This window comes from Streptomyces olivaceus (assembly GCF_000721235.1).
Lineage (GTDB): Bacteria > Actinomycetota > Actinomycetes > Streptomycetales > Streptomycetaceae > Streptomyces > Streptomyces olivaceus.
The window spans coordinates 51374-72570 of the sequence record NZ_JOFH01000032.1; the positions used below are offsets into that span (position 1 = coordinate 51374).

28 protein-coding genes, 2 tRNA genes and 2 pseudogenes are annotated in these 21197 nt (G+C 71.6%); 12 read left to right on the forward strand and 20 right to left on the reverse strand.

The features are described 5' to 3' along the window. The 11 genes from IG94_RS0130065 to IG94_RS40900 all read right to left on the reverse strand — a co-directional run bounded on the left by IG94_RS0130065 (position 1) and on the right by IG94_RS40900 (position 6149). Positions 1 to 849 (reverse strand): bifunctional DNA primase/polymerase, encoded by an 849-nt coding sequence (locus tag IG94_RS0130065; RefSeq protein ID WP_031044330.1) that lies wholly within the window; start codon positions 847 to 849, stop codon positions 1 to 3. Further along, positions 846 to 1538: a class I SAM-dependent methyltransferase gene (locus tag IG94_RS0130070; RefSeq protein ID WP_031044334.1), complete on the reverse strand. Its 693-nt coding sequence runs from the start codon at positions 1536 to 1538 to the stop codon at positions 846 to 848. The genes IG94_RS0130065 and IG94_RS0130070 overlap by 4 nt, the downstream gene beginning before the upstream one ends. Positions 1539 to 1624: 86 nt before the next feature. Then, positions 1625 to 1786 (reverse strand): hypothetical protein, encoded by a 162-nt coding sequence (locus IG94_RS42965; protein WP_169752409.1) that lies wholly within the window; start codon positions 1784 to 1786, stop codon positions 1625 to 1627. Beyond that, positions 1783 to 1971 carry a hypothetical protein gene (locus IG94_RS0130080; RefSeq protein ID WP_031044337.1) on the reverse strand — a complete coding sequence of 63 codons (189 nt, stop codon included), beginning with the start codon at positions 1969 to 1971 and terminating at the stop codon, positions 1783 to 1785. Before IG94_RS0130080 ends, IG94_RS42965 begins: the two co-directional genes overlap by 4 nt. 21 nt (positions 1972 to 1992) lie before the next feature. Continuing rightward, positions 1993 to 2244 (reverse strand): hypothetical protein, encoded by a 252-nt coding sequence (locus IG94_RS0130085; protein ID WP_031044338.1) that lies wholly within the window; start codon positions 2242 to 2244, stop codon positions 1993 to 1995. Between the two features lie 151 nt (positions 2245 to 2395). Then, entirely contained in the window at positions 2396 to 4498 is a 2103-nt protein-coding gene (locus IG94_RS0130090; protein WP_031044340.1) for an FtsK/SpoIIIE domain-containing protein, read from the reverse strand. Between the two features lie 91 nt (positions 4499 to 4589). Then, entirely contained in the window at positions 4590 to 4796 is a 207-nt protein-coding gene (locus IG94_RS0130095; protein WP_078892477.1) for a DUF6257 family protein, read from the reverse strand. A gap of 82 nt (positions 4797 to 4878) precedes the next feature. Further along, positions 4879 to 5178, reverse strand: coding sequence for a hypothetical protein (locus tag IG94_RS0130100; protein WP_031044344.1), 300 nt, complete (start codon positions 5176 to 5178; stop codon positions 4879 to 4881). Positions 5179 to 5264: 86 nt separating this feature from the next. Next, complete coding sequence (locus IG94_RS0130105; RefSeq protein WP_157852341.1) at positions 5265 to 5474, reverse strand: hypothetical protein; 210 nt, start codon at positions 5472 to 5474, stop codon at positions 5265 to 5267. 5 nt (positions 5475 to 5479) lie between these two features. Then, complete coding sequence (locus IG94_RS0130110; RefSeq protein WP_052410923.1) at positions 5480 to 5824, reverse strand: hypothetical protein; 345 nt, start codon at positions 5822 to 5824, stop codon at positions 5480 to 5482. Beyond that, entirely contained in the window at positions 5808 to 6149 is a 342-nt protein-coding gene (locus IG94_RS40900; RefSeq protein ID WP_078892480.1) for an RRQRL motif-containing zinc-binding protein, read from the reverse strand. The genes IG94_RS0130110 and IG94_RS40900 overlap by 17 nt, the downstream gene beginning before the upstream one ends. Before the next feature lie 118 nt (positions 6150 to 6267). Here IG94_RS40900 and IG94_RS0130115 point away from each other — a divergent pair, with 118 nt between their 5' ends. Beyond that, on the forward strand, positions 6268 to 6726 hold the full coding sequence (locus tag IG94_RS0130115) for an NUDIX hydrolase (protein ID WP_031044354.1): 459 nt from the start codon (positions 6268 to 6270) through the stop codon (positions 6724 to 6726). A gap of 103 nt (positions 6727 to 6829) precedes the next feature. Here the strand turns inward: IG94_RS0130115 and IG94_RS0130120 are convergent. The 6 genes and pseudogenes from IG94_RS0130120 to IG94_RS0130145 form a co-directional block, all read right to left on the reverse strand. Next, positions 6830 to 7141: pseudogene (locus IG94_RS0130120) on the reverse strand (diguanylate cyclase); the annotation flags it as partial. After that, positions 7138 to 8103 carry a hypothetical protein gene (locus tag IG94_RS0130125; protein ID WP_031044359.1) on the reverse strand — a complete coding sequence of 322 codons (966 nt, stop codon included), beginning with the start codon at positions 8101 to 8103 and terminating at the stop codon, positions 7138 to 7140. The pseudogene IG94_RS0130120 and the gene IG94_RS0130125, both read right to left, overlap by 4 nt. Then, positions 8100 to 8531, reverse strand: a complete 432-nt coding sequence (locus IG94_RS43710) for a DUF6303 family protein (protein ID WP_063763418.1) — start codon at positions 8529 to 8531, stop codon at positions 8100 to 8102. The genes IG94_RS0130125 and IG94_RS43710 overlap by 4 nt, the downstream gene beginning before the upstream one ends. Further along, the gene (locus IG94_RS0130135; RefSeq protein ID WP_031044365.1) at positions 8528 to 8974 is read right to left on the reverse strand and encodes a Pycsar system effector family protein; all 447 of its coding nucleotides are present in this window, start codon (positions 8972 to 8974) and stop codon (positions 8528 to 8530) included. The genes IG94_RS43710 and IG94_RS0130135 overlap by 4 nt, the downstream gene beginning before the upstream one ends. After that, positions 8971 to 9240, reverse strand: a complete 270-nt coding sequence (locus tag IG94_RS0130140; RefSeq protein ID WP_031044369.1) for a DUF6284 family protein — start codon at positions 9238 to 9240, stop codon at positions 8971 to 8973. Before IG94_RS0130140 ends, IG94_RS0130135 begins: the two co-directional genes overlap by 4 nt. A gap of 208 nt (positions 9241 to 9448) precedes the next feature. Beyond that, positions 9449 to 9874, reverse strand: a complete 426-nt coding sequence (locus IG94_RS0130145) for an NUDIX domain-containing protein (RefSeq protein ID WP_031044371.1) — start codon at positions 9872 to 9874, stop codon at positions 9449 to 9451. Positions 9875 to 10870: 996 nt separating this feature from the next. Between IG94_RS0130145 and IG94_RS0130150 the strand changes: the two genes are divergently transcribed. After that, entirely contained in the window at positions 10871 to 12001 is a 1131-nt protein-coding gene (locus IG94_RS0130150) for a helix-turn-helix domain-containing protein (protein WP_487046644.1), read from the forward strand. Here the strand turns inward: IG94_RS0130150 and IG94_RS0130155 are convergent. Next, positions 11985 to 12773, reverse strand: coding sequence for an NUDIX domain-containing protein (locus tag IG94_RS0130155; protein WP_078892478.1), 789 nt, complete (start codon positions 12771 to 12773; stop codon positions 11985 to 11987). The two genes, IG94_RS0130150 and IG94_RS0130155, sit on opposite strands and share 17 nt — an antisense overlap. Positions 12774 to 13191: 418 nt before the next feature. Between IG94_RS0130155 and IG94_RS40910 the strand changes: the two genes are divergently transcribed. Beyond that, the gene (locus IG94_RS40910) at positions 13192 to 13410 is read left to right on the forward strand and encodes a hypothetical protein (protein ID WP_078892479.1); all 219 of its coding nucleotides are present in this window, start codon (positions 13192 to 13194) and stop codon (positions 13408 to 13410) included. A 27-nt stretch (positions 13411 to 13437) separates the two neighbouring features. On the opposite strand, the gene IG94_RS0130165 is transcribed toward IG94_RS40910, so the two are convergent. Next, entirely contained in the window at positions 13438 to 14094 is a 657-nt protein-coding gene (locus tag IG94_RS0130165) for an NAD(P)H-binding protein (RefSeq protein ID WP_031044378.1), read from the reverse strand. Between the two features lie 147 nt (positions 14095 to 14241). Continuing rightward, the gene (locus tag IG94_RS0130170) at positions 14242 to 15507 is read right to left on the reverse strand and encodes an amidohydrolase family protein (RefSeq protein WP_031044384.1); all 1266 of its coding nucleotides are present in this window, start codon (positions 15505 to 15507) and stop codon (positions 14242 to 14244) included. A gap of 212 nt (positions 15508 to 15719) precedes the next feature. Here IG94_RS0130170 and IG94_RS0130175 point away from each other — a divergent pair. The 9 genes and pseudogenes from IG94_RS0130175 to IG94_RS0130215 all read left to right on the forward strand — a co-directional run bounded on the left by IG94_RS0130175 (position 15720) and on the right by IG94_RS0130215 (position 20973). Then, positions 15720 to 15792: transfer RNA gene (locus tag IG94_RS0130175), tRNA-Thr, on the forward strand. A gap of 46 nt (positions 15793 to 15838) precedes the next feature. Then, a tRNA-Met gene (locus tag IG94_RS0130180) sits at positions 15839 to 15911 on the forward strand. Positions 15912 to 16000: 89 nt separating this feature from the next. After that, positions 16001 to 16165, forward strand: coding sequence for a 50S ribosomal protein L33 (gene rpmG / locus IG94_RS0130185; RefSeq protein ID WP_003948671.1), 165 nt, complete (start codon positions 16001 to 16003; stop codon positions 16163 to 16165). A 125-nt stretch (positions 16166 to 16290) separates the two neighbouring features. Continuing rightward, positions 16291 to 16743 carry a MaoC family dehydratase N-terminal domain-containing protein gene (locus IG94_RS0130190; protein ID WP_031044386.1) on the forward strand — a complete coding sequence of 151 codons (453 nt, stop codon included), beginning with the start codon at positions 16291 to 16293 and terminating at the stop codon, positions 16741 to 16743. Between the two features lie 7 nt (positions 16744 to 16750). Further along, positions 16751 to 17191, forward strand: coding sequence for a MaoC family dehydratase (locus IG94_RS0130195; protein WP_031044389.1), 441 nt, complete (start codon positions 16751 to 16753; stop codon positions 17189 to 17191). 140 nt (positions 17192 to 17331) lie between these two features. Next, positions 17332 to 17904, forward strand: a complete 573-nt coding sequence (locus IG94_RS0130200) for a TetR/AcrR family transcriptional regulator (RefSeq protein ID WP_031044392.1) — start codon at positions 17332 to 17334, stop codon at positions 17902 to 17904. 105 nt (positions 17905 to 18009) lie between these two features. Further along, positions 18010 to 19479: a DHA2 family efflux MFS transporter permease subunit gene (locus IG94_RS0130205; RefSeq protein ID WP_031044396.1), complete on the forward strand. Its 1470-nt coding sequence runs from the start codon at positions 18010 to 18012 to the stop codon at positions 19477 to 19479. A gap of 34 nt (positions 19480 to 19513) precedes the next feature. Then, positions 19514 to 19821, forward strand: a pseudogene (locus IG94_RS38945) (DUF3291 domain-containing protein). Between the two features lie 96 nt (positions 19822 to 19917). After that, positions 19918 to 20973: a UDP-N-acetylmuramate dehydrogenase gene (locus IG94_RS0130215; protein WP_031044399.1), complete on the forward strand. Its 1056-nt coding sequence runs from the start codon at positions 19918 to 19920 to the stop codon at positions 20971 to 20973. Positions 20974 to 21197 lie beyond the last annotated feature (224 nt).

A 21197-nucleotide genomic window follows, 5' to 3' on the forward strand; every position in this document is an offset into this window, starting at 1 on the left:
TCACAGTCCCAACGTGGTGAGAGCGTTGGTCCACGCGTCCGTGCAGTGCCGGGCCGTCTCGCCCTTGGCCTGAGCGGCGGCGAACAGCCGGTTCACGTGGGCGTCGGTAAGGCAGCCGCACCGGCCGTGCCGGGACAGCACCGCGAGGAACGTCCGGTACACGGTCGCGTGCACCGCGCTGGGCGCGTCGGTGATGCGCTGCACGGCCATGGCGATACCGCGTTCCAGGAACGCGGCTGTGCGGTGCGGGCACTGGCCCTGACCGCCCCTCAGGAGCCCTGAGAGCGTCTGTGGCGCCTTGCGGGCCGGGGACGGTTCCTTTACTGCCAGGGCGCGCACAGCGTCCGGCAGAGCGGCCGTGGCGCCTGTGCCGTGTCCGAGCCAACGGGCGTAGGCCATGGTCGACTTGATGTCGACACCGGGCCGGACCGCGTTGCGTGAGGCCATGGCGCCCCGGTAGATCCAGTGTTCCCCGCGCGTGGTCGGCACGGTCCGGGTGCTGGGCAGGGTGGTGCGGGCCCATGCGATGGCGTCCGTGTGGTCGAGGTCGACGACGGTCAGGCCGGCGCCGCCGGGGTGGTAGGCGACGCACACCGCCTGCCCCCATGCCGCCGCCCACGCCGGGGAGACGATGACGGCCGGATCGGTGGTGGCAGCGGCCCACCCGTGGCACGGGGCCGCACACCGGCACGGACCGGGCACCTTCATGTTCGGCCGGCCGACGCACGCGTTGTCGGCGCACGCCGTGCAGTTCCCGAACGGGACCTTGCCCCGGCGTAGGGGCAGTACCGGGACGCCGGACGCGGCGAGGCTGAGCGCGGTGTGCTGGGGGTGCGTCGTCGCGTTCATGCCGCTACCCCCAGTACCGGGGCGAGGTGGGCGACGGCGGCGCGGCCGATGTGTTCGGTGTAGGCCGGGGGGATGCACTCGCGGATGCCGTCGCGGTTCATCCACGGCACCCCCAGCACCCGACGGGCCAGGGGCACGCCGGAGAAGTTGCCGACGAACTGCCCGTAGTGCCCGGACGGGACCGGACGGCCCATCTTGGCCTGCGGTACGAGGTGGGCGGGGTGGCCGGGCTGGGTGAGGGTGAAGCCGCCGCCGGTCTCGAAGTACCGGTGCCGGTAGTTGGCCAGGGCGAACATCTGCCCGCACAGCATGACCGGGGCGCGGAGCTTGGGCACCGCGCCGCCCACGTTCTCGATGACCCACGGCCGTCCGGTCGTCTCCAGCGCGGTGCGGGTGGGGGCGATCAGGTCGGGGTGGGTGTTGCCCTGGATGCGCTGGCAGTCGGTGTCGTGCTGGCACGGGGGCGAGGCGTGGATGAAGTCGAACGCGGCGCCGTGTTCGAGGGCGAACGCGATCGCGTCCGCCTGCACGAACCGGTACGGGTAGCGGGGCTGCGGGGCGAGGTCAACGCCGGTCACGTCGAACCCGGCGTCGGTGTAGCCCTTGGCGGCGCCGCCCTGGCAGCAGTACAGGTCCAGCATCGTCGGCCGTCGACTGAGTACTCGCCGGATCGGGGCGGGTTGCGTCATGCTGGGGTATCTCCAGTTCCTTGACGGGTCTGGCAGACGGGAGCGGCCTCAGGCTTTGGCGAGACGGGGGCCGCTCTCGGCGTGTGTCAGCGGGGGGTTGCGGTGATGTAGAGCCGGACCTTGTGCCGGTCGCGGGTGGGGTAGGTCCGGGTGGGGCCGGTGGTGAAGGTCTGGGCGAGGGCGGCCGTGATGCGGTCGGCGTCGCCGGGCGGGCAGATGATGCGGATCTCGAACGGGCGTGGTGTCACAGGTTCGGGATGGCGTCGATGACGGCGGTGGCGAGGTTGTTGATGGGTTCGGCGGCGCCGGTGGAGGCGAGGAAGAACCCGAATCCGGCGGCGGTGAACGCGGCTCCGGCGCTGAGGCTGTGGGAGCGCAGCAGGAAGAAGAGCACCAGGCCGAAGAGGACGACGAGCGAGACGGTCACGGCCATGCCGTGCGCCTCCCTTCCGGGTCAGGGTCGGGTGGTGGGCCGGTGGGGTCGGGTGCCGGTGTGGTGGATGTGGCGGCCGGTGTTGAGCAGGCGGCGGCCGGCGCGGAGGCGGTAGCGGTCGCCGCGGCAGCGGCGGCAGAGCTTGACCGTGCGGCGGCCGGCGTGGCGCACGCCGGTGCCGGCGCACTTGCGGCACGGCGTGAACGGCTGCACCGCACACAACGCTGCGTAACCGGCGAGGAGGAGCAGGACGGCGAGGCTAGCGAGAGCCATCGGGGGTTCACCCCCTTTCTCAGGCTGGTTTCCGGGGGTTTTCGCAGGTGGGCCGCTAGACGCTAGATCACTGGTCAGCGGCCGGACGGGATGCTAGCGAGGCTGCTAGACCTAGCAAGCGCGGCTGCTAGGTCTAGCAGTGCTGCTCGGGTCAGGCGGCGGCCCGGTCGGCGTCACGGCGTGTAATTGCGGCCGTGATGTCGGCACGCTCGATGCCGCGCCGGTTGGCGCCCTTGCCGTCATCGGTCTGCCCCCACACCTGCCCCGGCTTGATCCCCCAGGGCTTGAGCGCTGCGGTGACGTTCTCGCCCTTCCACCCGGTGTAGGCGTCGGGCTGGGCGGTGGCGAGGCGGGCGGCGATGCGCTCGCACCACACGGCCTTCTCGTCGGCCGCGATGACCGCCAGGACGTCGGCGAGGACGTCGGTGCCGGGGCCGGTGCGCTCGGGGCCCTGGCCGATGGCGTGGCCGGTGACGTTGCCGTAGGCCTCGCGGGCCTGCCGGGCGCGGGCGGCGATGCGTTCGGCGGCGACCGCGTCGACGAACGCGGACGCGACGATGCGCGGGTCGTCGCCCTCACCGGCCATCCAGCAGATCCCCCGGTCCGAGCGGGAGAACATGGTGGCCCGGTAGCCCGACTTGTACATCGAGGTACCGAGGACCATGTCGTTGGCGGGCTGGCCCATGACCTTGAGGCAGAACCGCAGGACGGCGTTGGCGCTGATGCCGGTGGGCAGGGACTTGGCGTCGGGGCGCTGGGTGCCGAACATGGCCACGATCCCCAGGGCGGGGCCGCGCTTGACCAGGTCGGTGCAGATGGCCTCGATCTCCTTGCCGTGTTCCTCGTGCTCGAACGGCACTTGGCACTCGTCGAACCCGACGACGATCGGGTGCAGCCCGAGCGACTTGTCCCCGGCCAGTTCCCCGGTGACCTTGGACTCCGGGCAGCGGGTGCGGGGCAGGGACTTGATGACCTTTGCCCGGCGGCGTAGCTCTTCTTTCAGTTCCCGCAGGGCGTCGAGGACGTAGGCGATGTCCTCGTCTTCCTCACCGGCGCGGTAGCGGTGGCAGACGGGTTCGAGGGCGCCGAAGTCGCCGGTGCCCTTGAAGTCGAACGCGTGGACCTGCGCGCGGGGGTCGAGGGCGGCGATGAGCAGGAGCAGCCGCATGAGGAAGGTCTTGCCCATGCGGGGGATGGAGCCGACGACGATGGAGGCGAACATGAGCGTGACGGACACGTCGCGCATGCGCTGGTCGTTGCCGAACACCACCGGCCGGAACAGGTCCACCGTCCCCGTCTTGGCCAGCGGCCAGGCGGGCTTGGCGGTCTCGTTCATCGGCTTGTCGCCGACCCACAGCACGAGGCGGCCCTCGTGCTGCTCGGGGTCGGGGGCGGGCCACACGCAGCCGACCTTGCGCCGCAACCCCGAGGCGAGGGGCTTGCGGGCCTCCATGATGTCCTCGGGGGTGACGCCATAGGGAAGGTCGAGGTCGGCGCGGTAGCCGGGGCCGTCGCGGACGATTTCGGAGACGAACCGCAGGCCGTTCATGTCGCCGCCCTTCTTGACGGCGGCGGTCACCTTCGCGTTGCCGATGTTGTCCAGACCGCGCAGCACGATCGACCCGGTGAGCTTCTGCACCTCGGTCTTCAGCACGGCCGGACCGACCACGGGCGCGTCCGGCTGCTGTCCGGCCATGCCGAGCAGGAGCACGCCGCCGGCGGCGAACGCGTACAGGAACGCGGGGGCGAGAACGTAGAGGTAGAGGGCGAATCCGGTACCGAACACGGCGGCGACCAGGGTGACCAGGCCCCGCAGGCGGACGCGGCCGGAGCGCAGGCGGGCGAGGCGCATGTACTCCTCTACGTCCTCGGTGCGCACGGCGAAGTCGCGCAGCGGGGCGGCCTCGCGGTCCCACACCCAACGGTGGGTGGAGGCGACGAACCGGCACGCGCCGCGCGGCGACATGAGGGCGAGGCGGCCGGCATACACCGGCAGCCGCACGGTGTGGAAGGCGGTGGCGTAGGCGGTGTTGGCGCCGGCGTGGCGTGCGGTGGCGAGGAAGTCGCGCCGGTTGGTCAGCCATCCGGCCAGCACCGGCTTGCGCTTCTCGATGCTCACCTTCGGGTCTGGCAGCGCCGGGTTGTCGACCGGCACCGGCGCGGCCGGACCGTCCTCGGTGGTGTGATCAGCGTCGGCGGCGGGGTTGGGGGTGGGGACCGGCCGCAGGTGCGCGGCCGAAGCGGTCTCGGTCATGCTGGGGGTCTCCTGCTGCTCGAACGATGGGCGGGCGGGGGCCCGGGGCGGCCGGTTGGCTTGGCGGCATGTCGGCCGCCCCGGGGTGTATCTACCTGCGGTTGCGCGCCTCGCGGGCCTCGCGCTCCTCGCGCTTGCGGGCCTGCTTGATGACCCGGTCGACCTTGCGCTGCAAGTCGCCCTGGTGCACGTGGCCGACGGTCTTGTCGTCGGCGATGCCCCGCTTCGCCATCCGGGCGATGTACCAGGTGAGCTTGGCCTTCTCACCGGCCGTAAAGCGGGGGTCCTTGCTGTTCACGATCGTGTCTCCCGTCCGGGCCGGACTGTCCGGCCCCACCGCACCCCCACCGGCCAGTGCCGGTGGGGGACGGAAGGGCAGGTCAGTCCAGGTGGGTGGCGGGCAGCCCCTTGACCTGGAGCACGTAGCGCAGCGCGGTCTCACCTTCCGTGGGGGTGATGTCGTCGCCCTTGAGGTAGCCGCAGTAGAGGCCGGTGGCGTGGCGGGCGACCTCGGCGGGGGTGGCGTCGGGGATGTCGTCGGTCCACGGGCCCCAGGAGACGAGGTCGAAGGCCGCGTGCCTGGCCATGCGGTATCGCCTGTCGGCGAGGCGCTTGGCGCGGCGGCGGGCGTTGCGGTCGTCTCGGACCTGCTCGGGGGTCCGCTTGATGGTGGTCGTCATCCGGGGTTCCTCCTTGGCGCGGGGCCGGACTGTCCGGCCCCACCGCACCCCCACGGACCGGAGCCCGTGGGGGACGGAAGGGCAGGTCAGCAGCGGCGCCGGGGGTAGCCGTGACCGGGCGGCGGGTAGGGGGTGCCGTCGACCTCGGCGCCGGTGGCGCAGATGACGACGTCTTCGAAGTCGGTGATTTCGCCGGTGGCGTGGGCGTAGGCGGCATCCAGGCTGTCCAGCAGGCGGCCGGTACGGTCCTGGTCGTCCTGGTGGTCTTCGCGGGAGCGGAACAGACGCATGGTCACCGACCTCACTTCTGGACGTCGCGCCACATGGAGCGCAGGACGAGGGCGAGGAGGCCGGCGGACAGGCCGCCGATGGCGACGGCCACGGCGAACACGGAGGCGACCAGGCCACCGGCGATGAGGACACCGCCGATGACCAGCCACTTCGTGGGGCTGAACTCCTGCCGCGGCACGGGGGCCGGGGTGGTGGACTGTTGGGTGGCCTGCTGGGTGGCGAGGACGGCGGCGACGATCCGGGCGACGTCCGTGGACTCGGCGGCCTCGCGGGCGGCGGCCTCGGCCTTCTCCAGGGCGTGGCCCGTGCCGTCCGGAGACTGCACCGCACGGGCAGGCTCAGGCAGCGATTCCATGAGAATCCCTCTCGGGGTAGGAGCAGGGCACGCAGGTGCCGAGCGAAGTGGGAATGACGTAGCCCGCATCCCGCCCGCAGGACGGGCACAGGCGGCGGGCGGCGTTGGCTGCGGCGAGGGCGGCCCACCGGCCCGGCGTCATCGGCCGCACCGGAAGGGCGAGGTCGACGCGGTAGAGGTGGGCGACCAGCGGTCCCCGGCGCCGGCGCGGCCGTTCGACGGTCGCGGCCACCTCCTGACCCCCGGGCCGCAACCCACGGGCACGGAGTTGGCGGCGGGTGGCGTAGCCGTCGGGGGCCAGACGCCACCGGTAGACGGAAACCAGCGGGTTCGCAAATTCTGAAAGTGGCCTGAGGCTGAACCCACTGGTGGTTGAGGTGTTGAGGCGGGTGAAACCAGCAGGTTGCTGGTGTTCGGCCCGGGGAACAACTGACAATGCTGGGATGACCCGACCCAGAATCCGTGTCGCCGCATACGTCATCCGGGACCGCGCCTTCCCCGAAGTTCTGGTCTTCGACCACATCGGTATGCCTGAGGCCGGCACCCAAGTTCCTGCGGGGGGAGTCAAGTCAGGCGAAGACCTGGAGGAGGCGGTCCTTCGAGAGGTCACCGAGGAAACCGGTCTGCTGACAGCCACGGTCGTCCGACAGATTGCCGTGGAGAGCAAGCCCCATCCCGCCACCGGTCAGCCACGACGAACCACATTCTTCTTTCTGCACGCATCGGCAGAAACCCCCGATGCGTGGAACCACCACGTCGAGGGCGACGGAGAGGACGCTGGCCTTACTTTCGCCTGCCGGTTCCTCCCTCTCCCTCTGGAGCAACCACTGGCGGACGACCAAGACGCATGGCTGGGTGCCATCGACCGGCGCTGGACCACCGTCGCCGTCGGCAGCCAGTGATCAAAGGTCGGCCCCAGCCGCTGAATACGCGACACCTCAGCATGCGGGTTTACCAGTCCCGAGGCCGGTGTTATGCCTGGGTGGGATCGATCGTAAAGCGTTCGGGGCGGGCCAGGACGCGGGCGAGGACGGCGAACCGGTCGGCGGCCGTGCCGTGAGGGTCGATGAGGACCGCGGCGAACTCGTCGCCCCCGAGCCTGCCGGCCACCCCCGCCCGTCCCACGGCGTGGGCGAGGCGGGCGGCGGTCGCGGCGAGCAGGGCCGTGGCCCGGCGGGTGAACCCGTCGCGGGTGCGCAGCCCGGTGAGCGGGTCACGGCGGGCGGTGTTCAGGCGGCCGTGCAGAATCCGGGCGTGCACCGCCCACCCGGCCACCCACGGCAGGGCGGACAGCAGGATCGTGGCCGGCGCGTTCATGCGGCCACCTCCGCACCGGCGCGGTGCTCGGTGTAGCGGGCGGAGACCCACCCGACCGACCAGCCGCACAGCTCCGCAGCCGTCCGCACGGACAGCCCCGAGGCGAACGCGGCGGCCACGATGCGGTGCGCCTCGTCCTCCTCAAGCTTGCCGTCGGCCGGGCCGCGGTTCAGCAGTGCGGCGCGTTCACGCTCCGCCCGCTCCTTGCGCTCCCGGTGTTCACGCTCGGCCTGCTCGGCACGCTCGCGCCGGGCGGCTTCGGCCTGCTGCCGGGTCTGCTGTTCACGCTGTTCACGCTCGCGTTCACGGCGTTCACGCTCGGCCCGTTCGGCGGCCTCGGCCCGCTCCCGCGCGGCCCGCTCCTCGCGGCGCTGCCGCTCCTCCCGCTCGGTCTGCTCGCGGGCAAGAGCGGCCTCGTGTTCACGCTGTTCACGGGCCACCTGCGCAGCGTGCTCGCGTTCCTCCCGGGCCTCGGTACGGGCCCGTTCGGCGCGCTCGCGGGCCGCCTGCTCGCGCTGCTCCCGCACGGCCGCCTGCTCGGCTTCCAGCGCGGCCACCGCACGGGCGATGGCCCTCCGGTAGGCGAGACTGGTTTCCGCGGTGACAATGAGCAGGAGCGGTGCCACGGAGTGGACGGCCACGCCGACCAGGTCCTTTTTCAGTGCGGAGTCGGCGGTGTTCAGGGCCAGCGTCATCAGCCCGGTCATCCACCGCAGCACCACCGGCCAGCGCCCGCCCTCGCCCCCGAGGCGGGCCAGCACGTCATCGAGCTTGACCACGATGACGACCGCAGCGTCCACCACCAGGGGCAGGATCGGCGCCGTCCACTCCCACTCGTCCGCCGTGTGCGCCGCCATGAGCGGGGTCACGGTGAGGATGGAGTAGAGCATGGCCCCGCACACGATCAGCCACGTGCCGCCCGACAGGGCGCGCTCGGCTGAACGGGTCTGAACAGTGTTCATGCCACACCTCCCAACGCGCCCGGAACGGGCGAGCAGGCGCGGCCCAAGCTGTTGGTCGCGGGGATGTCGGTGAACGTCCCGCAGCGGCGCGTGAACGCGGCGGCCGGGCGTTCACCGCGCGGTGCCTGGACGTGCTCCGCCGGCAGGGCGGGGGCGGCGCCACCGTCCAGCTCGCGCACCTGGACGGCCGCGATCAGGACGACCGGCGTGCGGTCGTCGCCGTACTCCTTGCTGTCCTCGGTCCACGACCACGACGCGCCGGGCACGACCTCGTACCCGAGGAAGGCCAGGGCGTCACGGCGCTGCCATCCGGTGGGCACCGCACTCGGCTCCCACCACAGAGAGGGCCACTCGCTCTCGCCGTACACGACGACGTACAGGCGCCACGGCCCGCCATTGCTCGACATCTGCGCGGTCCACGTCTTCACAGCGCACCTCCCGCCGTGATCAGCGCGGCGGCGACGAGCAGGGCCCCGCCCGTCTGGGTGAGGTCGACCGCGCGGCGCAGGCACGTGAACTTGACGACCGCCAGCCGGGAGAGTCCGGTGATGTCGGCGGCCAGGTCGCGGGCGACGGCGGCGCCGATCTCGTCGGGGGTGAGGGTGGCCCACAGGGGGAAGCCGTGTCGGCCGCGCAGGTTCGGGCGCACCGAGCGCAGCAGCAGACCGGCCGCCGCCAGCAGCAGCACCAGACCGAGGCCGCCGACGACGACGGCGGCCGGGTTCAGGGGCACGTCGCGGGCGATGGTCCACGTGCCGGCCAGGACCGCGCCGACGAACGCCAGCAGCAGGGCCGTCTTGGTGTCCGTCCGCGCGATCTCCGCCTTCACCTCGGCGTGCGCGGCGCTCAGGTCCGGGTCGGTGGCGCTCACGCGGCACCCCCGGAACGGCCCGTGTCCACCGTGCGGTTGACCAGCGCGACCCGGGCGGCCAGCGCGCGGCGCCGGGCCCGGCGGATCCGCCGGTCGTCGACCTCGGACGGGACCCGGTCCAGGGTCGTGATCTGCGCGTCCAACAGGTCGACGTCCGCCAGAATGACGGGCATCTCCTGCTCGATCGCGGCCAGCTCCGCATCCGTCGGCTCCAAGAAGTCGCCGAACGCGGTAACAGCCTCCTGAACTGTGACAATGTGGTTCATGGGTCGTGGTTCTCCCTCGCAGGTGAAACGGCCCGAACAGCACCCCCGGAGCAGCAACTCCGGGGGTGCGCGCCGTTGTGGTGGGGTGCCGCACACCAGTGGTGCGGCGGGCCGCAGTGAGCGCGGCCGGCGCCCCGGGCCGGATCCGATCCGGCGCCGTCACGACCCCACCGGCAGACGGCGGGACCGGGGCGAAAAGGCAGGGAAGTCAGACCGCCTGCGCCGTGGCGGCCTCGATGATGTCGGCGTGGTCGAACGCCAGCGGCGGGAGGGCGGCCAGCGGCCACCAGCAGGCGTTCACCGCGTCGTCGCCCGCTTCCACGGGCGTGCCGGAGATGACGAGCAGGTGATAGGCCACGGTGACGTACCGGCCCCGGGGATCACGGCCGGGCGCGTCCCAGGTACCGACCTGGGTCAACTCTTCCGGCGCCGCGTACACGCCGGCCTCCTCGGCAAGCTCACGAGCGGCGGCGGCGCGGCTCGTCTCGCCGGGGTCGACGTGGCCACCGGGCAGCGCCCACTGCCCCGCGTGCGGGTCCCAACCCCGCTCGATCAGCAGGACGTACCCGTCGGTCGTGGTGACGACGACATCGGCGGTGTACCGGATGGTCTCGAACGTCTCAATGCAGCTCATGCGTAACCCTCGCGTTGGATTCGAACGGCCCGCCGGTGCGGCAGGGCCCCCACCGCAGAGCGCGGCGGGCACAGAGCGCCCCGGCCGGGAGTCGAACCCGGCCTGACGACCATCGGGGCGATAGATCAGCGGCCGACAACCCACAGGTAGGGGTGCGGACCGCGGGGACGCTGCGGCAACGGTTCCTTCGTCTTCTCGTGCTCGTCGCCGGCCATCAACGGCGCCCCTGCATCCGGGCGCTGTCCTGACTGCCCTTGTTGCGCTCAGCGTTCCGCCGCCCCAGCTCAGCGCGCTCAGCGTCTGTCAGACTGGTGAACACAGGTGCCTCCACTCAGGTGCCTGTACGCGGTCCCTCGGGTTGCACCCCGGGGGACCGCTCTCGTGTAGAGCCTTTCCGACTCCCCTCGGCGCCGCTCGTGCGAGACGAGCGGCGGAGGCAATCGGCCGCCGTTTCCAGCGGATGCGATCGGAGTTGAGAACGCGCGGCCCTGAGCCACGCTGGACACCTTTTGCGGGAGGTGACGGCCCGTATTGCGCGATATGGATCTGTGCCTCAGTCCCGCTCCTCCGAGGAATCGCATCTCGGTCTCTTCGCGCGGCGTGGGTGCCCTTGGGCAGATCCGGTCTTTTGAGTCGGCTCGTGTCCCTGACGGGAGATGGCCGACTGGTCTCCGCTCACCTCGGCCGGCATGGTCACGGCCGTCGCATCTGTGGCGGATCACGCTGTTGAGTTGTTATCTGCGCACCCAGAGAAGGAATCGCCCTCCGAATCTGGTGCGCACCAGAATCATGCATCTGGTGCGCACCAGAGTCAAGCTGATCTGCCGATCCGGGGATGAACTCCGCGCTGCGGTGCACCTACAGAAGACCTCTGCAGGTAGGGCCGCCGGTAGCCAACAGGGCTTAACATCCGGCCTGTTAAGGGCTGTTGACCTGCGGTGATGTGCGGCATGCTGGCAAGGTGACGCGAGCGGAACCAACGTCGGGAGGTCGCCCGTGAGTACGGGACTTCGCAACGCGCGGACGGCGCGCGGATGGTCTCAGGAACGACTGGTTCGCGAGATCGAGCAGTACGCCCGGCGGAACCTCACGGACGTTGCGTCGACCCCGAGCCTGCGGGTGTACGTCTCCGAGTGGGAGAACGGCAAGCGCACGATCTCGGACCGGTATGCGCGTGTCCTGCGACAGCTCCTCGGCGTCACGGACGGAGAGCTACGGGACACCGACCCGGTACCAGCGGCGCCGACCGCGGACGGCTACGACGACCTGCTGAGCCGGATCGACTCGGCGAGCAGCGTCGGTGAGTCCATGGTCAAGGCGTTCAACGACCAGACCGAACTACTGCGCACCATGGACCGGCAGAGGGGCGCCGCGGCCCTGGTCGACCAGATGACCGGCCACCTGTCCGCCCTCGAAGACGCGCTCAACTTCGCGGTGCTGCCCAGCGCGCGCCGACCCGTGGCGCTCGCGCTCGCGGGGGCGTCGACTCTCGCGGCGTGGCAGGCAATCGACTCGGGAGCGGTTGAGCGAGCGTGGCGGCACTACGAACTTGCCAAGCGCGCGGCGCGCGATGCTGAGGAACCCATGTACCTGGCTCACGCCATGGGTGAGCAGGCGTACGTGCTTTGCGAGGCGGGGCGCCCGGCGCTCGCTGTCGACCTTGTGCGCGACGCGCGACGCACCGTCGGCCCGTCCGGGTCCGCTCGGTTGCGTGCGTGGCTGTATGCCGCGGAAGCCGAGATGTGTGCGCATGCCGGGATGCCGGACGACTGCCGGCGGGCGCTCGAAGCGGCCATGGCCGTTATCCCGCCGGGCCCCGAGGACCGCGACCCGGACATGCTGAGCATCTTCCTGAACGGTGCCCATCTCGCCCGATGGCAAGGCAACGTGCTCGCCCTTCTCGGGGAGGAGTCGGCGGTCACTAGCCTCTACGGCGCGCTCGACATCATGGACCCGACGTTCGTGCGTGCCCGCGCCGGACTTCACTCCGACCTGGCGCAAGCGCACCTCACGCGAGCCGAGTACGACGACGCTGGCACGCACCTGAGGCAGGCCCGCCTGTTGGCGAGCCGTACCGGATCGGTCCGGCAGCGTCGTCGCGTCGACATGCTCAGTGCGCGGTTGTGAGTCCCTGCGTGCGTCGGGCCGCCAGGATGTGCAGCAGGGCAACGAGGGTGCCCGACCCCAGCAGCTCGCCCCGGGCCATGAGCCCGGGAATGTCCGCCAGCGGTACCCACTCGATGTGGCCGGCCTCTTCCAGGTCGGTCGGCTCACCGACCTTCTCAGCGCCGTGCCCCACGAAGATTTCGTGTGGCGAGTCGACCATGCCGACCATGGGCTGATAGCTCACGACGTGTTCCAGCGACTTGGGCCGCCACCCCGTCTCTTCAACGGTTTCCCGCAGCGCAGTGTCTGTCGGGTCCTCTCCCTCGTCGACAATTCCGCCGGGGAGCTCCCAGCCGAATTGCTTCGGAACGAAGCGGTACCGCCACATCATCAGAACGCGGTCCTGATCATCAATGACAGCGGTAATCGCGACGTGGTGAAGCCTCACGACGTGGTGCTCGAACCGCTTCACTCCCGGGGGCTCTACGTCCCAGAGCTGGAGTTTGACCCAACGGTTGTCGTACACGTCGCGCTCACCGTGGATGCGCCACGGTTCCAGCCCCTCCGGGCGCTGAACGCTCACCGCACCCGGCACCCGGTACGAACTACGCCCCCGAACCTCCAACCGGCCCTCCGAGACGAGACGGGCGAGCACCTGCCGTAGGGCCGTCCGCCCGATACCGAGTTCTTCCACAAGGGCGCGTTCTGAGGGGAACTTGTCGCCGGGGGCGTACTCGCCGGCCGCGAGTCGTGCGCGAAGCGTCTCGTAGACCTGCGTCGTCTTCGGTCCCATCCGCGGAGCACTCTCCGTTCTGACGTGGTGCGTACCAGCGTAACGGGGATGGGTCACTCTTCCTCCGGTCGTCCGATGGCTTGCGGGCCGAGCACGGGGGAGTGCCACCGACGCTGCCCCCCACTTCGGCTACGGCGGATGAGGGCACTTTTCCCCCAGGTGTCCCCCGGAAGGAGGTACAGGGAGGGAACATCCAGCTCAGGGGCTACGAAACCGGCCCGCTGTAAATCTGCCGGCTCAGCCTTCCCAGGTTCGAATCCTGGCGCCGCCACACGGGAACGAAGGGCCCTGTGACCCGCTTCAACAGCGGGACACAGGGCCCTTCGTCATGTCCCGACCCATGTCTCGACCGGGGGCGGGCCCATGGTGACGGCGCGGGCCCGCGTGGGACGGTGGGGAGTCCGGGCAGACTGGAGGCATGGCCTCGTCATCCCGTCGCAGAATCTGCCCCGAGTGCCGGCGCGAGATCGCCGTCGTCGCCGGGCGGTACGCGCGTCACGACCCGCCCGGAGCGCGGGGGAGCGGCGACCTCGTCTCCTGCCCGGGCTCACGCCGGCCGGCACAACTGGGTGCGGCGCAGCCGTCCCTGGACGGGTACGTCGTTCCCGCTCTGCCCGGACAGCTGCCCCTCTTCTGACCGTCGACCCGTGCGCGCCCGGCGTCCTCAGTTCCCGGCCACGGACTTCACCGCCACCGCCACCGGCGACGAGCCGCTGATCAGCTCCAGCGTCAGGCCGTGCGTCGCCGGGGTGTCGATCAGTTCCGCGAGGACGGCCGCCACGTCGTCGCGCGGGACGGGACCGCGGCCGGTGTGCGCCTCCAGCCGTACGAGCCCGCTTCCCGCGTCGTCCTTCAGGGCGCCGGGGCGCAGCACCGTCCAGTCCAGCCCGTCCAGCGAGCGCACGTGCGCGTCGGCCTCGCCCTTGGCACGCAGGTACACGTCGAAGATCTCGTCTCCCTGATGACCGGGGTCGGCGCCCATCGAGGACACGATGACGAAGCGCCGTACGCCCGCCCTGACCGCGGCGTCCGCGAAGAGGACCGCAGCCGCCTTGTCCACCGTGTCCTTGCGCGCCACCCCGCTCCCGGGGCCCGCACCGGCCGCGAAGACCGCCGCGTCCGCACCCCGCAGCCGCTCCGCGACCTCGTCCAGCGAGGCCGACTCCAGATCCAGCACGACCGGTTCGGCACCGGCCGCGCGCAGATCGTCGGCCTGCTCGGGCCTGCGGATGATGCCCGCCACCTCGTCCCCGCGCGCGGCGAGCAAACGCTCCAGCCGCAGCGCGATCTGACCATGACCACCAGCGATGACAATGCGCATGCCTTCGACCGTACGCCGCGACGAGCGCCCGCGCCGCACGACTGAGCCCGTCTCCGCGCCGTCGGGACCGCGCCGGTCGTCCCAGTCGCCGGCCGTCCGTGTCACCGCGCGCGTGTCCACGTCACCGCCCGCGCGGCGGCCGCGCCGTCACTCCCGTCCGCGCTTCCCCCGCCCCTGCCGGGGCAGCCCCAGGTCCGCAATGGCCGTCGCGTCCCCGTACTCCCGCACCGCGTTCGTACGCGCCACCACGCGCCCGCGGTGCACCACGACCCGGCTGTACGCCAGCGACAGCGCGCCCGCCAGCCCGTCCCCGCGCACCGCCAGCAGTTCGGCCGGGAAACCCGCCTCGACCCGCACCTCGGGCAGGCCGAGGGCCGCCCGTGCCGCCGAACTGACCGCTGCGTACGCGTCCTCGGGGCGCAGCCCGTGACGGGAGGCCAGCAGGTACGCCGCCTCCAGGGGGTCACCGCGCCCGACCGGGTTGGACACGTCCCGGAGCGCGCCGCTGCCCGCGGCGACCCGTACCCCGGCCGCCCGCAGCAGCCGTACCGGAGCCATGCCGTCGTGATGGTCCACGGCGCCGCAGGCACCCTGCGGCAGGCAGACGACCGTCACCCCGGCCGCCGCGAGCTGCTCCGCGGCCCGCGAGGCCATCTCGGCGGGCAGCCGGGCCAGGCCGTCGCAGGGCCCGAGGGTCACCCCGGGACGCAGTCCGCCCGCCATCGCCGCCAGCCGGGCCAGCCGCGCCGGGTCGCCGGCGTCCGTGTGGAGGTCGACGGGGCAGCCGTGTTCGGCGGCGACCTCCAGGACCGCCTCGACGTACCCCGCCGGGTCGGGGTCCAGGTCGGGGCACCCGCCCACCACGTCGGCGCCCATCTTGACCGCGTCCCGCAGCACCGCCAGCCCGTCCGCCCCGGCCACCCCCGTCAGCACCCGGGGCATGGCCACCGCCGTCACCTCCACCAGCCCGCGCAGCGTCCGCCGCGCCCGCAGTACGGCGGTCAGCGCGCCCAGCCCCGGTACGTCGCCCACCCGCACGTGCGCCCGCAGCGCGGTCGCCCCGTGTCCCAGCTGGAGCAGCGCGGCCTCCGTGGCCCGGCCCTCGACGTCCTGCGGTTCGTAGGAGGCGGGGCCGGGGGCGTCGGCCGTCAGCGCGGTGTCGCCGTGGACGTGCGGTTCGGCGGGGGCGGGCAGGAGCAGGTAGCCGGCGAGGTCCACGCGGGTGCCCGGACCGGGGGCGCGGGGCGGGGAGAGGCTGCCGGCCGTGCCGACCGCCTCGATGCGGCCGCGGCAGAGCCGTACGTCCACGGTCCGGCCGTCCGTGAGCCGCGCCCCGCAGAGCAGCAGAGAGCCGGGGTCGGCGGGGTCCGAGGGAGAGGGCGAGTGGGGCGGCTGCGGCTGGCTGTCGGGCATCGCGGTCCTCTGGGCTCGGGGCTGCGCAGTGGGGGACGCAAGATCACGCAGAGTGAGTCGAGCCTAGGACGGTGATCAGCCCGTGGCGCGGAGGAGGGCAATAGTCGTACCGGTGCGGTCCACCGCTCCGCGGCGGCCGGGACGGGTCGGGGCAGGGGCCGCGAAACGGATTTGGGCGAACGGCGGGCGACCGTGTAATGTCTTCCTCGCTCGCCCCAATAGCTCAGTCGGCAGAGCGTCTCCATGGTAAGGAGAAGGTCAACGGTTCGATTCCGTTTTGGGGCTCTGGTGTGAATGGTTCCCGCCGCGAGGCGGGAGTCGATCGCATCACAGCGGTGTAGCTCAGTCGGTAGAGCAAGCGGCTCATAATCGCTGTGTCACCGGTTCAAGTCCGGTCACCGCTACTCTTAGTAGCCGATTGCGGGGTCGGTCCTTCAATCGGCTACTCTTTCCTGCGTTAATACCATCAATCCGTTCGTCAAGGAGCACTCACGTGGCTGCCACCGACGTCCGCCCGAAGATCACGCTGGCCTGCGTGGAGTGCAAGGAGCGGAACTACATCACCAAGAAGAACCGGCGTAACAACCCGGACCGACTGGAGATGAAGAAGCACTGCCCGCGTTGCAACGCGCACACCGCGCACCGCGAGACGCGATAAATCAGGCTCGTACACGAGGCCGTCCCCGAGGCTTGGGGGCGGCCTCGTGTCGTTGGCACCAGCAGCGAGAGCCGCAGCGGGAACAGCCGCGGCAGCGAAGAGCAGCAGCAGGAGGATTTCAGCCCATGGCGCTCGACCAGTCGTTCGTGGGGCGGACGTATCCGCCGACCGCGCCCTACGAGGTGGGGCGGGAGAAGATCCGCGAATTCGCGGAGGCGGTGGGGGACGCCAATCCGGCGTACACCGACACGGAGGCCGCCAAGGCGCTCGGTCATCCGGATGTGATCGCTCCGCCGACCTTCGTGTTCGCGATCACGTTCAAGGCGGCCGGTCAGGTCGTCCAGGACCCGCAGCTCGGGCTGGACTACAGCAGGGTGGTGCACGGCGACCAGAAGTTCGCCTACGTCCGACCGGTGCGGGCCGGCGACCGGCTCACGGTCACCTCGACCATCGAGGCGATCAAGTCCCTGGCCGGCAACGACATCCTGGACATCCGCGGCGAGGTCCACGACGAGGCCGGCGAGCACGTCGTGACCGCCTGGACGAAGCTCGTGGCCCGCGCGGCCGAGGAGGCGTGAGCAACCGATGACGCAGCCCACGCAGGCGAGGATCGCCTACAGCGACGTCGAGGTCGGCACCGAACTGCCGGCGCGGACCTTCCCCGTGGACCGCGCCGCGCTCGTGCGCTACGCGGGTGCCTCCGGCGACTTCAACCCGATCCACTGGAACGAGAGGTTCGCCAAGGAGGTCGGCCTGCCGGACGTCATCGCGCACGGCATGTTCACCATGGCCGAGGCGATCCGCGTGGTCACCGACTGGACCGGCGACCCGGGCGCGGTCGTGGAGTACGGAGTCCGCTTCACCCGGCCCGTCGTCGTCCCGGACGACGGCCAGGGGGCCGTGATCGAGGTCGGCGGCAAGGTGGCGGCCAAGCTCGACGACAACACCGTCCGTGTCGACCTCACGGTCACCAGCGCGGGCCGGAAGGTCCTCGGCATGTCCCGGGCCGTCGTACGCCTGGCCTGACCGGCACGCGCCGGCCCGGCCCGGCACGCACACGCTTCACCCGGTAAGGGGCGTTCTCCACTGGAGGGCGCCCCTTACCGGAAAGAGGACCGGCACACTCACCCTTGACGAAGTTAGTGATTGAGTACTAACTTTCCCTCATGGTCAGGATGAGCGCAGAGGAGCGGCGCGAGAGCGTCATCCGCGCGGCGACGAGCGAGTTCGCCCGGGGCGGCTACCACGGCACGTCCACGAGCGACATCGCCAAGCGGGTGGGAGTCTCCCAGCCGTACCTCTTCCGGCTCTTCCCGGGCAAGAAGGCGATCTTCCTCGCGGTGGCGGAGCGCTGCCTGCAGGACACGCGCCGGGTCTTCGAGGAGGCGTCCGAGGGGCTGCACGGCGAAGAGGCCCTACAGGCCATGGCCGAGGCCTATACGCGGCTGATCGTCGATCAGCCCGAGAGGCTCCGGATGCAGATGCAGGTGTACGTCACCGTGGCGGCGGCAGAGGCTGCCGGGGACCACGAGTTCGGCGAGATGGTGCGCAGGGGCTGGCTGGATCTCTGGGACGCCGTGCACCTACCCCTCGGCGGCGACGTGGACGAGACGACGTCCTTCATGGCGTACGGCATGCTCATCAACGCGCTGGCCGGCATGGGCTTCCCGCCGGGACACCGCATCTGGGACGGCCTTCGCATCACGGCCGGGGTGACGCGGGACGGGGAAGGCGCATAGGGGAGCGCGCAAGGGGTGCGCTCACCCGTGTCCACCCCCGCTCTCTTTCGACCACAAAAGTTAGTCATCAATTACTAACCGATCTTCACGCCCCCAGGGGGAGAGATGTCACAACAGGACGCACGTCAGCACGCACGCGGTGGGGGAATGGCGTGGGCGCTCGTCATCACCAGCGTCGCCGGTTTCATGGCGGCCCTGGACAACCTCGTCGTCACCACCGCCCTGCCCTCCATCCGCGAGGACCTGGGCGGGGCGCTGCACGACCTGGAGTGGACCGTGAGCGCCTATACGCTCACCTTCGCCGTCCTCCTGATGTTCGGCGCGGCTCTCGGCGACCGCTTCGGCCGCCGCAGGCTCTTCCTGGTCGGTCTCACCGTCTTCACCGGCGCCTCCGCCGCCGCGGCCATGGCGCCCGGCATCGATTCGCTCATCGCCGCCCGCGCGGTGCAGGGTGTCGGCGCGGCGATCATGATGCCGCTCACGCTGACCCTGCTCACGGCCGCCGTGCCCGCCGAACGCCGCGGGATGGCGTACGGCATCTGGGGCGCCGTCAACGGCCTGGCGGTGGCCTCCGGTCCGCTGGTCGGTGGCAGCCTCACCGAGCACGTCTCCTGGCAGTGGATCTTCTGGCTGAACGTCCCCCTGGGACTGGCCCTGCTCCCCCTCGCCCGCCTCCGCCTCGCCGAGTCGCACGGCACCGGCGCCCCGCTCGACATCCCCGGCACCCTGCTGGCCAGCGGCGGCCTCTTCGGCATCGTCTACGGCCTGGTCCGCGGCCCCGTCGACGGCTGGACCGGGGCGGTGGTCCTGACGGCGCTCTTCGTCGGCGCCGCGCTGCTGGCCGGCTTCGTCCTCCACGGCACGCGCGCCCGCAATCCCATGCTCCCCATGCGGCTGTTCCGCTCCCGCGCCTTCGCCGGCGTCAACGCGGCGAGCCTGCTGATGTTCCTGGGCATGTTCGGGTCGATCTTCCTGCTCAGCCAGTACATGCAGGGCGTGCTCGGCTACTCGCCCACCGAGGCGGGCCTGCGCATGCTGCCGTGGACCGGCATGCCGATGCTGGTCGCGCCGATCGCCGGGCTCCTCTCCGACCGCGTCGGAGGACGCCCGGTCGTCGCCGCCGGCCTCTTCCTCCAGGCGGCCGGCCTCGCCCACCTCGCCTACGTGGTCACCGCCGACGCCTCCTACGCCGCACAGCTGCCCGGCCTGATCGTCAGCGGGATCGGCATGGCCCTGTACTTCGCCCCCGCCTCCGCACTGGTGATGTCCAGCGTCACCGCGAAGGAGCAGGGCATCGCCTCCGGCGCCAACAACGCCCTGCGCGAGGTGGGCGGCGCCCTCGGCATCGCGGTCATGTCCTCGATCTTCGCGGCGCAGGGCGGCTACGAGTCCGCGCAGTCCTTCGTCGACGGACTGCGGCCCGCCATCGCCGTGGGCGCCGGGGTGGTGGCGCTCGCAGGCGTCGCGGCCCTGCTGATACCGGCGCGCCGGACGACCCCCGCGGGCCCGCCGGGAGCGGGCGGGACGACGGCGCCCGGAACGCCCACGGCGACCGAGTACGCCACCACCGGCTGACCACGAGACGGCACCGACACGTGAGGAGTTCGGCATGCCCACCCTTCCCTGGACCGTGCCCAACCGGCCGCCGCAGGCCACCGAGGTCCACGTCTTCGCCTCCCGTTTCGAGACCCGCACGCTGTGGGGAGCCCTGAAGTTCCTGGTGCGCACACCGCGCGTGTGGCGGCAGATCAGGAGCGCGCCCGGCGCATACGGCGCCTCACTCAGGGCGGAGCCCTTCAGGCGGACCTTCTGGACGCTCTCCGCCCAGATGCGGGAGTCGCGACGTTCGCCTCCTGGCCGGCGTCGAGCGACGAACTGCCCGTGAGCTGGGCGGAGGTACGCAGCCACCTGACGTGAGGACCCCATCCCCGAGGACGCCCCGGCCGTATGGTCGGGGCGTCCTCCTCTTCCCGCTGCCGGGGCCTGTCAGTGCCGTCTCGTAGTCTTGGGCGCGTGCAGGAACTCCACGACGCTCCCCTCGCCCCGCTGACCACCTTCCGCCTGGGCGGACCGGCGACCCGGCTGGTCACGGCCACGACCGACGCTGAGGTGATCGCCGCCGTCCGCGAGGCCGACGACGCCGGCACCCCGCTGCTGCTCATCGGCGGTGGATCCAACCTGGTCATCGGCGACAAGGGCTTCGACGGCACCGCCCTGCACATCGCCACGGCCGGCTTCTCCCTCGACGGCACGACGCTGGAGCTGGCGGCCGGCGAGATCTGGACCGACGCCGTCGCGCGCACCGTCGAGGCGGGCCTGGCCGGCGTCGAGTGCCTGGCCGGCATCCCCGGCTCCGCCGGCGCGACGCCGATCCAGAACGTCGGCGCGTACGGCCAGGAGGTCTCCGCCACGATCACCGAGGTGACGGCGTACGACCGCAGATCCCGGGCGACGGTTACCCTCGCCAACGCCGACTGCGCCTTCTCGTACCGCCACAGCCGCTTCAAGGCCGAGCCGGAGCGGTACGTGGTCCTGCGCGTCCGCTTCGAGCTGGAGGACGCCGCCGGTCTGTCCGCACCCCTGCGCTACGCGGAGACGGCCCGCGCCCTCGGCGTCGAGGCGGGCGACCGGGTCCCGCTGACGACCGCCCGGGAGACGGTGCTGAAGCTGCGCGCGGGGAAGGGCATGGTGCTGGACCCCGAGGACCACGACACCTGGTCGGCCGGGTCGTTCTTCACCAACCCGATCCTCACGGACGGGGAGTTCGCCGCGTTCCGCTCCCGCGTGGCCGAACGCCTCGGGGAGTCCGCGGAGCCGCCCGCCTTCCCGGCAGGGGAGGGGCACGTCAAGACCTCCGCGGCCTGGCTGATCGACAAGGCGGGCTTCACCAAGGGGTACGGCACGGGACCCGCCCGCATCTCCACCAAGCACACCCTCGCCCTCACCAACCGCGGCGACGCGACCACCGAGGATCTGCTCGCGCTGGCCCGTGAGGTCGTCGCCGGGGTCCACGAGGCCTTCGGCGTCACGCTGGTCAACGAGCCGGTGACGGTTGGCGTCCGCCTGTAGTCGCACGATCGCCGATCCCACGCCGCCTTGGCGCGCCGCGCCGGGGGTGAGTTCGCAGCCCCGGCATGGGCACGGTGCCCCGCGCTGGGTGCGGGCCGGGGGTGGGTCGCGCGGCCCGGCGCTGGCGGGGTGCCGCTGCGCCCACCCGTGCCGCCCCAGCGGCACGACTGCCCGCAGCTGGGGCGGGTCAGCCGCGTACGGCGGGGAGGGGACGTGTCGGGGGG

Excerpts from the sequence above, each read along its gene's own strand:
- IG94_RS0130065 (WP_031044330.1), bottom strand. The coding sequence starts at position 849 with ATGAACGCGACGACGCACCCCCAGCACACCGCGCTCAGCCTCGCCGCG.
- IG94_RS0130070 (WP_031044334.1), bottom strand. The coding sequence starts at position 1,538 with ATGACGCAACCCGCCCCGATCCGGCGAGTACTCAGTCGACGGCCGACG.
- IG94_RS0130080 (WP_031044337.1), bottom strand. The coding sequence starts at position 1,971 with ATGGCCGTGACCGTCTCGCTCGTCGTCCTCTTCGGCCTGGTGCTCTTC.
- IG94_RS0130085 (WP_031044338.1), bottom strand. The coding sequence starts at position 2,244 with ATGGCTCTCGCTAGCCTCGCCGTCCTGCTCCTCCTCGCCGGTTACGCA.
- IG94_RS0130090 (WP_031044340.1), bottom strand. The coding sequence starts at position 4,498 with ATGACCGAGACCGCTTCGGCCGCGCACCTGCGGCCGGTCCCCACCCCC.
- IG94_RS0130100 (WP_031044344.1), bottom strand. The coding sequence starts at position 5,178 with ATGACGACCACCATCAAGCGGACCCCCGAGCAGGTCCGAGACGACCGC.
- IG94_RS0130110 (WP_052410923.1), bottom strand. The coding sequence starts at position 5,824 with ATGGAATCGCTGCCTGAGCCTGCCCGTGCGGTGCAGTCTCCGGACGGC.
- IG94_RS0130115 (WP_031044354.1), top strand. The coding sequence starts at position 6,268 with ATGACCCGACCCAGAATCCGTGTCGCCGCATACGTCATCCGGGACCGC.
- IG94_RS0130125 (WP_031044359.1), bottom strand. The coding sequence starts at position 8,103 with ATGAACACTGTTCAGACCCGTTCAGCCGAGCGCGCCCTGTCGGGCGGC.
- IG94_RS0130140 (WP_031044369.1), bottom strand. The coding sequence starts at position 9,240 with ATGAACCACATTGTCACAGTTCAGGAGGCTGTTACCGCGTTCGGCGAC.
- IG94_RS0130145 (WP_031044371.1), bottom strand. The coding sequence starts at position 9,874 with ATGAGCTGCATTGAGACGTTCGAGACCATCCGGTACACCGCCGATGTC.
- IG94_RS0130155 (WP_078892478.1), bottom strand. The coding sequence starts at position 12,773 with ATGGGACCGAAGACGACGCAGGTCTACGAGACGCTTCGCGCACGACTC.
- IG94_RS40910 (WP_078892479.1), top strand. The coding sequence starts at position 13,192 with ATGGCCTCGTCATCCCGTCGCAGAATCTGCCCCGAGTGCCGGCGCGAG.
- IG94_RS0130165 (WP_031044378.1), bottom strand. The coding sequence starts at position 14,094 with ATGCGCATTGTCATCGCTGGTGGTCATGGTCAGATCGCGCTGCGGCTG.
- IG94_RS0130170 (WP_031044384.1), bottom strand. The coding sequence starts at position 15,507 with ATGCCCGACAGCCAGCCGCAGCCGCCCCACTCGCCCTCTCCCTCGGAC.
- IG94_RS0130190 (WP_031044386.1), top strand. The coding sequence starts at position 16,291 with ATGGCGCTCGACCAGTCGTTCGTGGGGCGGACGTATCCGCCGACCGCG.
- IG94_RS0130195 (WP_031044389.1), top strand. The coding sequence starts at position 16,751 with ATGACGCAGCCCACGCAGGCGAGGATCGCCTACAGCGACGTCGAGGTC.
- IG94_RS0130200 (WP_031044392.1), top strand. The coding sequence starts at position 17,332 with ATGGTCAGGATGAGCGCAGAGGAGCGGCGCGAGAGCGTCATCCGCGCG.
- IG94_RS0130205 (WP_031044396.1), top strand. The coding sequence starts at position 18,010 with ATGTCACAACAGGACGCACGTCAGCACGCACGCGGTGGGGGAATGGCG.